Below are 15,158 nucleotides of genomic sequence, written 5' to 3'. Positions count from 1 at the left end.
GTGCACGGGGATCAGCCGGCCCTGTTGACGACGAACTGGGAACCGGGCTCGACGAGGACGTCGCCCTCGGCCGAGTCGGTGATGGTGACGCCGGTCAGCGTCGCGCTGCCGCGGGCGCCGCTCATCGCGAGGATCCCGGAGCCGTTGACCGACGTGGCGATGCGGACATCGGTGATCTTCACGTCCGGCATCTCGCCGCCGCCCGTCTTGAACTGGATGCCGTCGTAGGTCGAGTCGTGGATGTCGGTGTCGCGGATGGTGACGCCGGGGATGGGCTGGCCCTGGGCGAAGAGGGTGATGGCGCCGAACTCCTGGTCCTCGTTCCAGAACGCGCCGCCGGTGCGGTGCAGGGCGTTGTTGGAGATGAGGGTCTGGCCGGAGAAGGGCAGCGGGTCGTGGTCGGTCGCGAGCATGATCCCGGGGTAGTTCATGGTGTCCGAGATGATGTTGTTCTCGATGGTGTTGCCGTAGCCGCCGTAGACCGCGATGCCGTTGGCGCGCCAGGGCAGCTGGATGGTGTTGTTGCGGAAGTGGTTGTCGTGTCCGACGTCGACCGAGGTGTCCTTGACGTACTTGCTGGCCCAGACGGCCAGGGCGTCGTCACCGGTGTTGCGGAAGGACGAGTCGAAGACGGTCGAGTTGCGGGTGCCGTTGGCGAAGTTGATGCCGTCGGCGTAGGTGTTGCGGATCCGCATGCCGGTGAACTGCAGGCCGTCTCCGGGGCCCCACAGTTCGGGGATGTTGGCGTAGTCGCGGCCGGCCCAGACGCCGACGTTGGCGTGCTCGATCCAGACGTTGCTGATCCTGGTGTCCTTGCCGAAGCGTCCGTTGAGGCCGACGCCGCCCTCGGCGTTGCCGTCGCCGCCCCGGATGGTGCCCGAGCCGAAGATGGCGAGGTCGGAGATCTGGGTGTTGTGGTCGATGTCGAAGCCGAAGTTGCCCTCGTGCGGGTGGTTGATGCCGCCGGCCTCGTGCGGCGGGGTGAGGGTGTGGAGCTGGGAGTGCCACATGCCCGCGCCGCGGATGGTGACGTCGCGGATCCCGACCTGGTTGAACTGACCGCGGTCGAGCGGGTCGTCGGTGAGGATCTTCTGCTCCTGACGCCACTGGCCGGCGGGGATCCAGACGCAGGGGATCCGGCCGTTCTGGTCGGCGGTCACCGCGCGCTGGAGGGCGTCGGTGTCGTCGATGCCGTCGTTGGGGACGGCGCCGTACTCGGTGATGGAGACGCAGTTCGCCGGCTTGGCGGCCGGGGGCGCGACCTGCTCCAGGTCGATCAGGTCGATGATGTGGAAGGCCGCCGAGTCCCCGGCGTCGCGCTGGAGGCGGAACTTCGTGCCCACCGGGTAGGACTGGGCGAGCAGGGCGTGGGACTCGTCGAAGAGGCGCCGGGCGTCGCCGCCGGGCCGGTTGGTGAGTCCTTCGGGGTCGTCGGTGCTGCCGTAGAGCCAGCTGTGCTTGGACGACAGGGTCAGCTTCCGGACGAAGACGTCGTCGGCGTAGAGGCTGATCGTGGCCTCGGCTCCACCGCCCGCGGCCGCGTCGGGCACGGAGTTGCGGACGACGATGGAGTTGGCCGGGTTGGTGGAGGTGAACTCGACGAACTCACCCGTGGTGGCGAGCCGGACCGACTTGCGGCCGGAGGACTCGGTGGCGAAGTTGGTGTGCCCGAAGGTCCGCTTCCGGTCGGCGGTGAGCAGGGTGCCCTGGTAGCGGGCGTCCTCCGCCTCGTACTCGGTGTACGGAACGGCGGCGCCGCGGCCCACGACGAGGGAGCGCGCGAAGACGTTGTTGGTCTCGTCGGTCTCGGTGAGGGTGCCCGTGGCGTCGGCGGTCGCGGTGAGCGTGGCGCCGCCGGTGGTGGCGGTCCAGCTGCCGGAGATCGGCACGTTGACCGTCTGGCCCGCGGCGATGGCGCCCGTGGTGCCGTTGAGGGTGGTGGTGCCCGCGGTGAGCCGGGTGACCGTGCCGGCGGCGCCGGTGGTGCCGCGGTTCTGGACCGCGACGGTGAAGGTGACGGCGGAACCGACGGACGGGCTGGTCGGGTTGGTCGTGATCGCGGTGACTCGCAGGTCGGGGCCGGGGCTCTGGCCGACGACCAGCTTCGTGGCGGCCGTCCGGCTGTTGTTCTCGTTGTCCTGTTCGGGGACGGTGTCGGTGGGGTCGACCACCGCCGAGACGGTGTACGAGCCCATGGGCCGCTTGCCCACGACGACCGGGACGGTCGCCGAGGCTCCGGCGGCGAGCGCGCCGACCTGGGCGGAACCGGCCACGGCCCCTTCGACACTGACCTCGACGGTCGCGGCGGCTGCCGCAGCGGTGCCGGCGTTGCGCACAGTGGCGTGGACGGTCACGGCGTCGGTATCGGAGGGGGCGGACGGAGCCCAGTTCAGATCGGTGACGGTGAGGTCGGGGCCCGGCGCCGCCGCGCCCACGACCTGGAACTCCGCGACCTGGGCGCCGGGGGCGCCGGTGTTGGAGAAGAAGGTCAGCCGCAGGTCGGCGTAGCGGCCGGTCACGGGGATGGTGATGGTGTTCTGCCCGGTGGAAGGGCTGAACGCGTAGTCGGCCCGTGCCTTGAGCGAGGTGAAGCCGGAGGCTGACTGCTCCCGCCCGAGGACCTGGATGGCCTGGGTGCGGGGGCCCCAGACCTGCGCCGGGTCGAGCTTGACGACCACGGCCGTGACGTCGGCGTCGGCGCCGAGCTTCACCGTCAGGTCTGCCGGGAATCCGGCGGACTCCCAGTAGGTGGTCGCGCTGTCGTCGTTGGCGTTGGCCGCGACGTACGTCTGTGTCGTGGAGCTCGCCTCGATGGGCTTGTTGCGCGCGAGGTTGGTGCCGGTGGGCGGCGGGTCGACCGGGCCGCCGCTCTCGCCGTGGATCTCGACCTCGGAGAGCTGGGCGGCGTTCCAGCCGGTGTTGGCCGTCACCTGGACGCGGACGTACCGGGTCGTCGTGGAGGTGATGCCGACGGTGACGGTGTTCGACGCGGAGGGGTCGAACGCCCGTGACCCGGGCGCGGCGAGGGTGGTGAAGGTGCTGCCGTCGGTGCTGCCGAGCACGGCGACGGTCTGGAAGCGGGCCTCCCAGGTGGTGGGGAGCTTCAGGACGACGCTGTCGACGCGGGTTCCGGCGCCGAGGTCGACCTGCACCCACTGCGGGAACGATCCGGCGGGGCCTTCCCAGTAGGACTGCTGGCCGCCGTCGGTGACGTTGCCGGCCGGGTAGGCACCGTGCGCGCCCGATGCCGTCGTCGTTCTGCCGAGGGCGAGGTTGGTCGCGGCCGCCGCGTGGGCGGTGACCGGCAGGAGTCCGACGGCGATCAGTCCGGCTATCAGGACGCCGATCGTCAGCCGCCAGCTCAGAATTTTGCCTCTCATATGGGCCTCTCCGTCTGCTGGGCCACACGCTCGGAGCCGGAACAAGGCCTCTAGCCAGGAACCCAGCGGGACTCTGACAATGAATGACGGCGAGATACAGACTTATTGAGCATTTTCGTTAATCTTTTGCGCCGCCGGGGTGTCAGGTTTCTAGCAGGTCACCGCTTTGTCAACAGCCGTGACCGAAACGGCGGTTGGGCCCCCGCATCCGTGCAGGTCAACGAAGAACGGCTCCGGCGCCGGGGAGGCGGTGAGCCTCCCCGGCGCCGGAGCCGGTGAACGGTGGGCGGAAGGGTCAGACGGTCGGGGGCGGCGCCGTCGAGCCGCGCACCACGAGTTCGGGCTCGAAGAGGAGCTCACCGGGATCGGTCTGGGTCCCCTGGATCTGGGCGCAGAGCAGCTCGACGGCGGCGCGCCCCATGGCCTCGATGGGCTGGCGGACGGTGGAGAGCGGCGGCTCGGTGCAGTTCATGAAGGCGGAGTCGTCGAAGCCGACGACCGACACCTGCGCGGGGACCGAGAGGCCTCGGCGGCGCGCGGACCGGATGGCACCGAGGGCGAGCGGGTCGCTGGCGCAGACGATGCCGGTGACGCCCCGCTCCAGCAGGCGGGTGGCGGCGGCCTGGCCTCCTTCGAGCGAGAAGATCGACCGTACGACGTACTCGTCCGGCAGCTCCCCGCCGGCGGCACGGGCCACGGCGCGGGCCGCTTCGAGCTTGCGGCGTGAGGGGACGTGGTCGCCGGGGCCGAGGACGAGACCGATGCGCTCGTGCCCGAGGGAGGCCAGGTGGCGCCAGGCCTGCTCGACGGCGACGGCGTCGTCGCAGGAGACGCAGGGGAAGTTGAGCCCCTTGATGGAGGCGTTGATCAGGACCACGGGGATGTTGCGCTCGGCGAGCTGGTGGTAGTGGTCGTGTGGCGCGTCGGCCTGCGCGAAGAGGCCGCCGGCGAAGACGACTCCGGACACCTGCTGCTGGAGCAGGAGTTCCACGTAGTCCGCCTCGGAGACGCCGCCCTTGGTCTGCGTGCACAGCACGGGGGTGAGGCCCTGTTGCGCGAGCGCGCCGCCGATGACCTCCGCGAAGGCGGGGAAGATGGGGTTCTGGAGCTCCGGCAGCACGAGCCCGACCAGGCGGGCGCGCTCTCCGCGCAACTGCGTGGGCCGCTCGTATCCGAGGACGTCCAGGGCGGTGAGCACGGACTGCCGCGTCGCGTCTGAGACACCGGGTTTGCCGTTGAGGACACGACTGACCGTCGCCTCGCTGACTCCCACCTTCTTGGCCACTTGAGCAAGTCGTCGCGTCATGAACGCAAGACTATCGCAAGCTTCGCAAGCCAGTTGCGTCATTGCCAACTCCTTGCATCGGGCGAACGCAACCCGCGCGGGGCGGCATCGAGCAGGAGCGCCCGAAGGGTTGACGACCCCAGGGGTGCCCCATAACTTCATGCCTTGATAAAAGGCCTGCTGTTGGGGTGTTTCCGTTGGGCGCGAAACGGCGAAAGGTTTGTCAGGTGCATTACACAATCAGCCGGGGGCTCAGATACCTCCGCGGGCTGCGGCCCCTCACGGCGCTCACCGCCGGCATCCTCGTCGCCGGCAGCCTGGTCCTCACCGGGCCCGGCACCGCGCAGGCCGCCGGCGAGCGGGTCGACGTCTGGCTCACCACCACCTCCGACTCCGGCGGCCGGGCCGTCACCCGGGGGCTCGCCCCGCAGGCACCCCTCGCGTTCGGCCCGGCAGGCGGCGCCGCGAACCACACCATCACCGTCGACGAGGGCACCACGTACCAGCGGTTCGAGGGCGGCGGTGCGTCGATCACCGACACGACCGCCCATCTGCTGCGCGGGGGCGCGGTCAGCGCCGCCACCCGCGACGAGGTGATGCGCAGGCTGTTCTCCCCCACCGAGGGCATCGGCCTCTCCTTCGTCCGCAACCCCATCGGAGCCTCGGACCTCTCCCGTCCCGGGAACGTCTCCCTCGACGACACCTGCTGCGACCTGAACGACTTCGGGGCCAACGGCTACGACACGAACGTCCGGCTGCTCACCGCGCAGGCCAAGCAGCTCAACCCGGCGCTCCGGGTCAAGGGCGTGCCGTGGAGTGCACCCGGCTGGATGAAGGACAACGGCCGGATGGACCAGATGGGCTGGCTCAAGGCGGAGTACTACCCGCTGTACGCCCAGTACCTGGTCAAGTACGTGCAGAGCTACCAGGCCGCCGGAGTGAAGGTCGACTACGTCTCCGTGCAGAACGAGCCGAACTGCTGTCAGGCCGGCAACCCGACCGCCATGAACTACCCCGGCATGAGCTGGAACCCGGCCGGGCTCGTCGAGTTCACCAAGAACCACGTCTACCCGGCCTTCCGGGCCGCGGGCCTCACCACCAAGGTCCTCGTCCACGACTGGAACTACGGCGACTACGCCGGCTTCGGCGCCGGGATCCTCGGCGACGCGGGCGTGCGCGACGATCCGCTGTTCGGGGGCATCGCCTGGCACGGCTACTTCGGCGACCCGGCCGTGGGCACGCAGGTGCACCGGCAGTACCCGACGGTCAAGCAGTTCAGCACCGAGCACTCCGGCGGCACCTGGATCACCGACCAGCACGACGAGGACCTCAGGGACATCGTCGACTACGCCCGCAACTGGAGCGGCAGCCTGGTCAAGTGGAGTCTGGCCCTCAACCAGAACATGGGCCCGCACAACGGCGGCTGCGGCACCTGCACCGGTCTCGTCACCGTTCAGGAGGGCGGCGCCCGCGCCGGGCAGGTCGACTACACGATCGAGTACTACACGACGGGTCACCTGACCAAGTTCGTCAGGCCCGGGGCGTACCGGATCGCCTCCACCGCCAACAGCACCGTGAAGAACGTGGCCTGGCGCAACCCCGACGGCTCCAAGGCGCTGATCGCCCACAACGGCGGCGGCTCCGCCCAGTCCGTCCGGGTCGACTGGGGCGGCCAGTCCTTCACGTACACGCTGCCCGCCCGTACCACCGCGACCTTCACCTGGGCGGGGACGCCCGCCGGCGGAGGAGAAGCCGGCCCGCTGACCGGTCTGGCAGGGAAGTGCCTGGACGTGGCCGGCGGGGCCACCGCCGACGGCACGCCCGTCCAGCTGTACGGCTGCAACGGCACCACGGCGCAGCGCTGGACGCTCGCCGCCGACGGCAGCGTGCGGGCGCTCGGCAAGTGCCTCGACGTCACCGGCGGTTCGACGGCCGACGGCGCGCGGGTCCAGTTGTACAACTGCAACGGCACCGCCGCGCAGCGCTGGACCTACGACGCCGCCACGCACGACGTGGTGAACACGGGCGCGAACAAGTGTCTGGACGTCACGGGCAACTCCTCGGCCGACGGGACACGGGCGCAGATCTGGAGCTGCACCGGCGGGGCCAACCAGAAGTGGACCCACAACCCGGCCTGATCCCCGGCCCTCATAGCCCTTCTCCGTCCCCCACCCCCCACAGGCCCCGCGCCTGTTCGAAGGAGCCCGCATGCCACCCGTACGTCCCCGGAGGACGCTGAGCGCGGCGGTGGTCGCCACGACCGCCGTGCTCACCGGTCTGCTCACCGGCGGTCCGCCGAGTGCCGCCGCCCAGGAACCCGCTCCCCGAGCCGTCGACCGGTTCGAGGGAGAGGTCCCGTTCGCGGGGCCGCCGGCGGAGGGACTGTTCACCTGGGGCGACGCCGCCGGGTCGCACCCCCGGCTCGAACTGAAGGAGCGCGCGGACGCCCCCGAGGGCGGCAAGGTCCTCGAAGGCCGCTACGACATCGGCGGCTGGGGAGGCTTCACCCACGACTTCGCCTTCGACCGGCCGGCGCACGACTGGACCGCGTACAAGGGCATCCGGCTGTGGTGGTACGGCCAGAACACCGCGCCGCTGCCGCCCGGCTCGGGCCGCCGGATCGCGCTGGAGATCAAGGACGGCGGCGCGAACGGTGAGGCGTCCGAGCTGTGGACGACGTCCTTCACGGACGACTGGGAGGGCTGGCACCTCGTCGAGATCCCGTTCTCCGAGTTCGTCTACCGGACCGACTACCAGCCCGTCGGGGGCATCGACCAGGTCCTCGGGCTCGACCGGATGTGGGGGTACGCCGTCACGCTTCCCACCGGCGGACCGGGGGCGTTCGCCCTCGACGGCGTGGAGCTGTACGGCACGGCGGAACCCGCCCTCACCACGAGGGTGGTGACGAAGTCCGTGGTGCACCCGGTCGAGGAGGGCGGCAGCGCCCGGGTGGACGTCTCGGTGGCCACGACGGGCTCCGGGCCGACCGGTGAGCCCGTCACCGTCACGTACGGGACGGGGGACGGCGGCAGCGCGGAGCCGGGGAAGGACTACCGGCCCGTCACGGGCAGCGTCGTGTTCCCCGCCGGGACGCCGTCCGGCACGACCCGTTCGATCACCGTGCCGACGATGAAGGACGGTGCGGCCGAGTCCGCGGAGACCGTTCCGCTGCGGCTGACGGTCGACGGCGCCAAGGCTCCCGCGGAGGACCCGCTGGTCGTGGTGAACGCGCACGGTCTGCCGTACCTCGACACGCGGCTGCCGGTGCGCAGGCGGGTGGCCGACCTGGTCTCCCGGATGTCCCTGGCGGAGAAGGCCGGGCAGATGACGCAGGCCGAGCGCAACGCCCTGAAGGCGCCGGGTGACATCGCCGGGTACGGCCTCGGGTCCCTGCTCTCCGGCGGCGGTTCGGTCCCGACCCCCAACACGCCCGTGGCCTGGGCCGCGATGGTCGACGCGTACCAGCTGCGCACCCGGGCGACCCGCTTCCAGATCCCGCTCATCTACGGCGTGGACGCGGTGCACGGGCACAACAACGTCATCGGCGCGACGATCATGCCGCACAACATCGGCATCGGCGCGGGCCGCGATCCGGAACTGGCCGCGAGGACCGGGGCCGTGACCGCGAAGGAGGTACGGGCCACCGGCGTCCCCTGGGACTTCGCGCCCTGCGTCTGCGTGACCCGCGACGAACGCTGGGGCCGCTCGTACGAGGCCTTCGGTGAGGACCCGGCGCTCGTCACCGCCATGGAGACCGTCATCAACGGCATGCAGGGCGCGCGCAACGGCAAGGACCTCGACCGCAACGACAAGGTGCTCACCAGCGCCAAGCACTTCGTCGGCGACGGCGGCACCGCCTTCGGCTCCTCGACCACCGGCTCGTACACGACCGACCAGGGCGTCACCCGGGTCAGCCGCGCGGAGCTCGAAGCGGTGCACCTCGCCCCGTTCGCCGAGGCGGTGAAGCGGGGCACCGGCACGGTGATGCCCTCGTACTCCTCCCTCGACGTCCTCGGCGACGACCGGGGACCCGTCAAGATGCACGCGAACGCCGAGATGATCAACGGAGTCCTCAAGGACCGGATGGGCTTCGAGGGCTTCGTCGTCAGCGACTGGCAGGCCATCGACCAGATCCCCGGCGACTACCCGAGCGACGTGCGCACCTCGGTCAACGCCGGGCTCGACATGATCATGGTGCCGACGAACTACCAGGAGTTCACCCGCACCCTCACCGCGGAGGTGGAGGCCGGCCGGATCTCCACCGCGCGGATCGACGACGCCGTGGCCCGCGTCCTGACGCAGAAGTTCCGCCTCGGCCTGTTCGAGAAGCCGTACGCGGACCCCACGCACCTGCCGTCGGTCGGATCCCCCGGGCACCGCGCGGTGGCACGCGAGGCCGTGGCCAAGTCCCAGGTGCTCCTGAAGAACGAGGGCGCGGTGCTGCCGCTGAAGCCCACGCAGAAGGTGTACGTGGCCGGGTCGAGCGCCGACGACCTGGGCAACCAGGCCGGCGGCTGGACCATCAGCTGGCAGGGCGCGTCCGGGCGGACGACGACCGGTACGACGATCCTCGAAGGGATGCGCAAGGCCGCGCCGGGTGCCGACATCGCCTGGTCGAAGGACGCCTCGGCGCCGACCGAAGGCTACGACGTCGGCGTGGTGGTGGTCGGCGAGACCCCGTACGCGGAGGGATTCGGCGACGTCGGCAACGGCCACGACCTCGAACTGACCCCCGCCGACAAGGCGGCGGTCGACAAGGTCTGCGCGGCGATGCCCTGCGCGGTCCTGGTGGTGTCCGGGCGGCCCCAGCTGATGGGCGACCGACTGCCGGCCGTCGACGCGCTCGTCGCGTCCTGGCTGCCCGGCACGGAGGGCGACGGTGTCGCCGACGTGCTGTACGGCACGCGGCCGTTCACCGGCCGGCTGCCGGTGACGTGGCCGAGGTCGGAGGCGCAGCTGCCCGTCAACGTGGGCGACAGCAGCTACGACCCGCAGTTCCCGTACGGCTGGGGGCTGACCACCCTCACCCCGGCCCGGTCCGGAGGGGAGCCTGTGCTCCGTGCGGCGCGTGTCGCGGCCGAGGTGCTCCGGACGGCCGGTCGGGGCGGCTCCGCCGAGGGCCGGAGGCTCGTCGAGACGGCTCGGCTGATCGTGCAGGACAAGATCGGTCAGAACATCACGGAGGCCGTGGCCAAGCCGTTCGCCGAGGCGGACCATCTGCTGCTCACGGGCGATCCGGCGGGCGCGATCGGCAAACTGACGGAGGCGTACCGGGCCGCCGGTTGACGGAGGCGCAGGGGGCCGCGGACTGACGGTTCGATCCCCGGGGCGAGAGGCTCGCCCCGGGGATCACGCTTGTCCCGAGCCTCCCCCACCGCTATCTTGCATTACATGGTTCCTGGTAAAGCAATGAACGAGGCGGGAGGCAGGGTGCCCAGCCAGCTCCGCAAGGGGCTGCTGGAGTACTGCGTCCTCGCGCTGCTCAGGGACGAGCCGAAGTACGGCGTCGAACTCGTCGCCGAGCTGTCCGCGGTGAGCGTCATGACCACCAGTCAGGGAACGATCTACCCGCTGCTTTCGAGGCTGCGCCGCGAGGGGCTCGTCGACACCGAGCTGCGCGACTCCCCCAGCGGGCCGCCGCGCCGCTACTACACGCTCACGCCCGTCGGGCTCGCCTCGCTCACCGAGTTCGCCCGCGCGTGGCCGCTGTTCCGGGACGCCGTCGACCACTTCCTCACCGACCCGCAGGGGGATCCCGCATGAACGCCATCGACCACCCGCTCGTCACCGCCTACCTCGACGCGGTCGCGCGCGAGACGGCCGGACTCCCCGCCGAGCGCAGGGCCGAACTCCTCGCGGACCTCCGCGAGCACGTCGAGGCCAGCGACGCGCGGGACGACGACCAGGTCCGCGAGGTCCTGACCGGGCTCGGGGAGCCCCGTACGGTCGCCGCGTCCGCCCTCTCCGAGGAGACGTCCGGCGGCCAGGCGCACCCCTCTCCGGTCGCGCCCGGCCACGCCAAGCTGACCGTGATCCTGCTCGGCTGCTCAGGACCCCTGCTCCTGGCCAGCTCCCTCGTGGGAACGATCGCCCTGATCGCCGGCCTGGCCCTGCTGTGGCGCGCACCCGAGTGGGAGACGCGGCACAAGATGATCGGCACCGCGACCGCCGTGGCCGTCCCGGTCCTGGTGCTCGTGGGCTCCCTGCTCGGGGCCGCGTCCCGGATCGGCCCGATCGAACTGCTGCTGCTGCTCGCGTTCTCCGTGGGCGTCCCGGCGGTCGGCGCCACCGTCCTGCTGCGGGCCGTACGCCGCTGATGCCGGGCCGCGATACGGCTCCGGGACGCCCCCCTCCTCGGAAGGGCGTCCCGGAGCCGGTCGTGCCGTGCGTGCCGTGCCGTCAGGCGGCGGGGCCGGGGATCTGCAGAGCACGGGAGTTGCGCTCCCAGCCCGACCACAGATCGCCGTCGGCGCAGTAGCCGCACCCGGGACCGAAGAACATCCCCCGGGCGTTCTCGTCGCCGAGCAGCCAGAAGCGCAGCCAGGCGGTGGTCGGGGCGCGGAAGTCACCACCGTCGCCGATGGAGTCCAGGTGTCCGGCGCCCCTGACCTCTCCGTAGACGGCGGGCACGTGGTCCGAGTCCCGGTACAGGGCCTTCACCAGGGCCGGCCACACGGTCAGGTCGCGCTGGCCCGCCAGGTAGAAGACGGGTTCGTCCATCAGGTCCGGGTCGGTCAGCGGCCCCGGCTGGATGGGCAGGGCGGCGTCCACCCGGGGGTCGACGGCGGCGTTGACGGCGGCCGCGCCGCCCTGGGAGTGACCGGCGGAGGCGATGTGGTCGAGGTCCACCTTGCCGTGGAACCGGCTCGCGCTGTCCCCGTCGCGGTGTTCCAGGACGTCGATTCCCGCGCGCATGCTGAGCGCGAAGTTCGACGTGGGGGTGTTGGCGGCGACGACGATGAGGCCGTGGCTCGCCCAGTGCCGCAGCAGCGAGCTGTAGAAGCCGGGCACGGCCCCCGTACCGTTGCCCCAGATGACCACCGGGTGCCGCTCGCCCGACCGCCCCATGTCCCGCGGGTGGTAGAAGGTGTGCACCGGCTCGATGTCGACGTCCACCTCGTACGGTCCCGGCTGCCCCCAGGCTGTGCCGACGGAGGGAACACTCCCTGCGGTGGTCCCGTCGGCGACGGCGCCGGCGGTCCCCGGCGTGGTGCACACCGCCGACAGGGCGGCGAGCAGAAGGCCGCCGATGACGCGGCCCGTTCTCCCTGGCATACGAACTCCTCTACGGATCCGGCACGTTGCGCGTCCTCGCAAGCGTGGCCAGGGGCCATGATCGAGCGGTGCCGGGGCGGCTGTCTGTCGGCAGGGGCCCAGATCTGCGGAGGCCGGCTTGGGCAACTGCCCACAGCACGCCGCCGCCCCCGCCGAATCCGTGGTTCGGTGGGGGCGGCGCGCGGTGACGGCGTCCGGGTCGGCGGACAGGCCGGCGGGTGGTGGCGTCCGGGTCAGCGGGCCAGCAGCTGGAGCGTGTCGATCACGCGGTTCGAGAAGCCCCACTCGTTGTCGTACCAAGCGACGACCTTGATGTGGCGGCCCTCGACGCGGGTGAGCTCCGAGTCGAAGATCGACGAGGCCGGGTTGCCCGTGATGTCGGAGGAGACGAGGGCGTCCTCCGAGTACTCCAGGACACCGGCGAGCGGGCCCTCCGCCGCGGTGCGGTACGCCGCGAGGACGTCCTCGCGGGTCACGTCGCGGGCGACGGTGGTGTTGAGCTCGACGATCGAGCCGACCGGGACCGGCACGCGGATCGAGTCGCCCGACAGCTTTCCGTCGAGGTTCGGCAGCACGTGGCCGATCGCCTTGGCGGCGCCCGTCGAGGTCGGCACGATGTTGACGCCGGCGGCGCGGGCGCGGCGCGGGTCGCGGTGCGGGCCGTCCTGCAGGTTCTGCTCCTGCGTGTAGGCGTGGACCGTCGTCATGAAGCCGTGCTCGATGCCGGCCAGGTCGTCGAGGACCTTGGCGAGGGGCGCGAGCGCGTTGGTCGTGCACGAGGCGTTCGAGACGATCGTGTGCAGGTCCGCGTCGTACGCGTCGGTGTTGACGCCGTAGGCGAGGGTGACATCGGCACCGTCGGCGGGCGCGCTGACGAGGACGCGCTTGGCGCCGGCGTCGATGTGGCCGCGGGCGGCCTTCGCGGAAGTGAAGCGGCCGGTCGCCTCAAGGACGATCTCGACGCCGAGCTCGCCCCACGGCAGCTGCGCCGGCTCGCGCTCGGCGAGCACCTTGATGCGGCGGCCGTCGACGACGAGGGTGTCCCCCTCGACGGTCACCGGGCGGCCGAGGCGACCCGAGGTCGAGTCGAAGGCGAGGAGCCGTGCGAGCGCCTTCGGCTCCGTCAGGTCGTTGACAGCCACGACCTCCAGGTCGGTGTCGCGCTCCAGAAGTGCGCGCAGCACGTTGCGTCCGATGCGGCCGAAACCATTGATGGCGATGCGAGTCATGAGGTGTGTCCCTTCTGCGTCGCCACCAGGTTCGCTCGCCGGGACCGGCCGTGACAGAGGCGGGATCGCCACGGTCCGCAAGGATCACGCCAACGGGGGAACGGACCGCCGGACGGACCCCTCGACCGCTCGGCTACTCGCCCTTGGCGAAGGTGCGCCGGTACTCGCTGGGGGTGGTGCCGAGGATGCGCTGGAAGTGAAGCCGCAGGTTGGCGCCGGTGCCGAGCCCGACGTCCGCGGCGATCTGCTCGACGCTGCGCTCCGAGCGCTCCAGGAGTTCCCTCGCGAGGTCGAGGCGGGCGCGCATCACCCACTGCATGGGGGTGTAGCCGGTGTCCTCGACGAAGCGCCGCGAGAACGTGCGCGGCGAGACGGCAGCGTGCTGGGCCAGTGCGTCGAGCGTGAGCGGTTCGTCGAGCCGGTGCAGGGCCCACTCGCGGGTGGCGGCGAACCGTTCGCCGAGCGGCTCGGGCAGGCTGCGCGGTACGTACTGGGCCTGGCCGCCGCTGCGGTAGGGGGCGGCGACCAGGCGGCGGGCCGCGTGGTTGGCGGCGGCGACCCCGAGGTCGCCGCGCAGGATGTGCAGACACAGGTCGATGCCGGAGGCGGCGCCGGCCGAGGTGAGCACGCTGCCCTCGTCGACGAAGAGGACGTTCTCGTCGACCTGGACGAGGGGGCGCTTCGCGGCGAGCGCCTGGGCGTAGTGCCAGTGGGTGGTGGCGCGCCTGCCGTCGAGCAGGCCCGTCGCGGCGAGCGCGAAGGCGCCCGTCGAGATCGCGGCGAGGCGCGCGCCCCGGTCGTGGGCCGCGATCAGCGCCTCCAGGACGGGGCGGGGCGGGTCCTCCCGGTCGGGGAAGCGGTAGCCGGGGACGAAGACGATGTCGGCCCACGCCAGGGCGTCGAGGCCGTGCGCGACGACGTACGAGAGACCGTCACCGCCGGTGACGGGACCGGGCTCCGCTCCGCAGACCCGTACCTCGTACGGCATGCTCGCGCGGGTCGTGAAGACCTGCGCGGGGATGCCGACGTCGAGCGGCTTCGCCCCTTCGAGCACGAGGACGGCGACACGGTGGAGGCGGAGGGTGGGCGGCACGGGGTCGAGCGTACGCGGCGGGGTGGGACGCGGGGCTCCGGCCACGGCGGTCCCGGTCCGCGCCCGTGGCGGCTCGGTCGGTTCGGCCGTCCTGAGAGGTGCTCGGGCGGGTCCGGGACATGCGCGATTTCCGGCCGGTCCCGCCGGTGGGCGCCGGGAGGCGGTGTCGGGGGCGCGGGGCGGCACGCCGTACGATTCCCCCGTTGTCACCTACATCGCCCGAAGGAGATTTCCCCATGGCCCAGGTCACGCTGAAGGGCAGCCCGGTACAGGTCAACGGCAGCCTGCCGACCCCGGGGAGCCAGGCTCCTGAGTTCACGCTCGTCGCCGAGGGTCTCGCCGACAAGACGCTGAAGGACTTCGCCGGTCAGCGCAAGGTCCTCAACATCTTCCCGAGCGTCGACACCCCGACGTGCGCGTCCTCCGTGCGCGCCTTCAACAAGAAGGTCGGCGAGCTGGAGAACACGGTGGTGCTCTGCATCTCCGCCGACCTGCCCTTCGCCCAGGCGCGCTTCTGCGGCGCCGAGGGTCTGGAGAACGTCAAGAACCTCTCGACGCTCCGCGGCCGGGAGTTCCACACCAACTACGGCGTGGAGATCGCCGACGGCCCGCTGGCCGGTCTGACCGCCCGCGCGGTCGTGGTCCTCGACGAGAACGACACCGTTCTGCACGCGCAGCTCGTGGGCGAGATCGCCGAGGAGCCCAGCTACGACGAGGCGCTCGCCGCCCTGAAGTAGTCGGCCCGGAACAGTCGGCCTCGAAGTGGTCGGCCATGAGGCGGCCCGCCCCTGAGGCCGTCCGTCTTGAGACCGGCTTGAAGCCGGCTTGAGGCCGCCTTGAAGCACTCCACGGGATCCGTCCCGCGCGAAAGGGCCCCTCCACCGCCACGGTGGAGG

The 15,158-nt window shown here is 71.5% G+C and carries 10 protein-coding genes; 5 read left to right on the top strand and 5 right to left on the bottom strand.

Annotated elements, in window-relative coordinates; translation table 11 throughout:
* Positions 1–11: 11 nt before the first annotated feature.
* Complete coding sequence (locus ACIA8N_RS27920; RefSeq protein ID WP_365785616.1) at positions 12–3,380, bottom strand: CARDB domain-containing protein; 3,369 nt, start codon at positions 3,378–3,380, stop codon at positions 12–14.
* A gap of 295 nt (positions 3,381–3,675) precedes the next feature.
* Positions 3,676–4,686 carry a LacI family DNA-binding transcriptional regulator gene (locus tag ACIA8N_RS27915; RefSeq protein WP_365786635.1) on the bottom strand — a complete coding sequence of 337 codons (1,011 nt, stop codon included), beginning with the start codon at positions 4,684–4,686 and terminating at the stop codon, positions 3,676–3,678.
* Positions 4,687–4,892: 206 nt separating this feature from the next.
* On the opposite strand from ACIA8N_RS27915, the gene ACIA8N_RS27910 reads away from it, so the two are divergent.
* The 4 genes from ACIA8N_RS27910 (at position 4,893) to ACIA8N_RS27895 (ending at position 10,982) form a co-directional block, all read left to right on the top strand.
* The gene (locus ACIA8N_RS27910) at positions 4,893–6,803 is read left to right on the top strand and encodes a lectin (protein WP_365786637.1); all 1,911 of its coding nucleotides are present in this window, start codon (positions 4,893–4,895) and stop codon (positions 6,801–6,803) included.
* Between the two features lie 70 nt (positions 6,804–6,873).
* Positions 6,874–9,951 (top strand): glycoside hydrolase family 3 N-terminal domain-containing protein, encoded by a 3,078-nt coding sequence (locus ACIA8N_RS27905; protein ID WP_365786639.1) that lies wholly within the window; start codon positions 6,874–6,876, stop codon positions 9,949–9,951.
* Positions 9,952–10,056: 105 nt separating this feature from the next.
* Positions 10,057–10,428 (top strand): PadR family transcriptional regulator, encoded by a 372-nt coding sequence (locus tag ACIA8N_RS27900; protein WP_365786641.1) that lies wholly within the window; start codon positions 10,057–10,059, stop codon positions 10,426–10,428.
* Complete coding sequence (locus ACIA8N_RS27895) at positions 10,425–10,982, top strand: HAAS signaling domain-containing protein (protein ID WP_365786643.1); 558 nt, start codon at positions 10,425–10,427, stop codon at positions 10,980–10,982. Before ACIA8N_RS27900 ends, ACIA8N_RS27895 begins: the two co-directional genes overlap by 4 nt.
* An 82-nt stretch (positions 10,983–11,064) precedes the next feature.
* Here ACIA8N_RS27895 and ACIA8N_RS27890 read toward each other — a convergent pair whose 3' ends face one another.
* The 3 genes from ACIA8N_RS27890 to ACIA8N_RS27880 all read right to left on the bottom strand — a co-directional run bounded on the left by ACIA8N_RS27890 (position 11,065) and on the right by ACIA8N_RS27880 (position 14,262).
* Positions 11,065–11,940 (bottom strand): acetylxylan esterase, encoded by an 876-nt coding sequence (locus tag ACIA8N_RS27890; RefSeq protein WP_365786645.1) that lies wholly within the window; start codon positions 11,938–11,940, stop codon positions 11,065–11,067.
* Between the two features lie 233 nt (positions 11,941–12,173).
* The gene (gene gap / locus ACIA8N_RS27885; protein WP_365786647.1) at positions 12,174–13,169 is read right to left on the bottom strand and encodes a type I glyceraldehyde-3-phosphate dehydrogenase; all 996 of its coding nucleotides are present in this window, start codon (positions 13,167–13,169) and stop codon (positions 12,174–12,176) included.
* 133 nt (positions 13,170–13,302) lie between these two features.
* Positions 13,303–14,262 (bottom strand): GlxA family transcriptional regulator, encoded by a 960-nt coding sequence (locus ACIA8N_RS27880; protein WP_030212321.1) that lies wholly within the window; start codon positions 14,260–14,262, stop codon positions 13,303–13,305.
* 236 nt (positions 14,263–14,498) lie between these two features.
* Between ACIA8N_RS27880 and tpx the strand changes: the two genes are divergently transcribed.
* A complete protein-coding gene (gene tpx / locus ACIA8N_RS27875; protein ID WP_365786649.1) occupies positions 14,499–14,999 on the top strand; it encodes a thiol peroxidase in 501 nt (166 codons plus the stop codon).
* Positions 15,000–15,158: the final 159 nt, after the last annotated feature.

Origin of the sequence: Streptomyces sp. NPDC051822 (assembly GCF_044452745.1) — a bacterium.
Lineage (GTDB): Bacteria > Actinomycetota > Actinomycetes > Streptomycetales > Streptomycetaceae > Streptomyces.
The sequence above is the reverse complement of the archived record's forward strand: the minus strand, read 5'-3'. Positions and strand labels throughout refer to the sequence as shown.

Bases quoted from the DNA above. Each gene is read 5' to 3' on its own strand.
- tpx (WP_365786649.1), top strand. From the start codon at position 14,499: ATGGCCCAGGTCACGCTGAAGGGCAGCCCGGTACAGGTCAACGGCAGC.
- ACIA8N_RS27915 (WP_365786635.1), bottom strand. From the start codon at position 4,686: ATGACGCGACGACTTGCTCAAGTGGCCAAGAAGGTGGGAGTCAGCGAG.
- ACIA8N_RS27895 (WP_365786643.1), top strand. From the start codon at position 10,425: ATGAACGCCATCGACCACCCGCTCGTCACCGCCTACCTCGACGCGGTC.
- ACIA8N_RS27900 (WP_365786641.1), top strand. From the start codon at position 10,057: ATGGTTCCTGGTAAAGCAATGAACGAGGCGGGAGGCAGGGTGCCCAGC.
- ACIA8N_RS27920 (WP_365785616.1), bottom strand. From the start codon at position 3,380: ATGAGAGGCAAAATTCTGAGCTGGCGGCTGACGATCGGCGTCCTGATA.
- gap (WP_365786647.1), bottom strand. From the start codon at position 13,169: ATGACTCGCATCGCCATCAATGGTTTCGGCCGCATCGGACGCAACGTG.
- ACIA8N_RS27905 (WP_365786639.1), top strand. From the start codon at position 6,874: ATGCCACCCGTACGTCCCCGGAGGACGCTGAGCGCGGCGGTGGTCGCC.
- ACIA8N_RS27890 (WP_365786645.1), bottom strand. From the start codon at position 11,940: ATGCCAGGGAGAACGGGCCGCGTCATCGGCGGCCTTCTGCTCGCCGCC.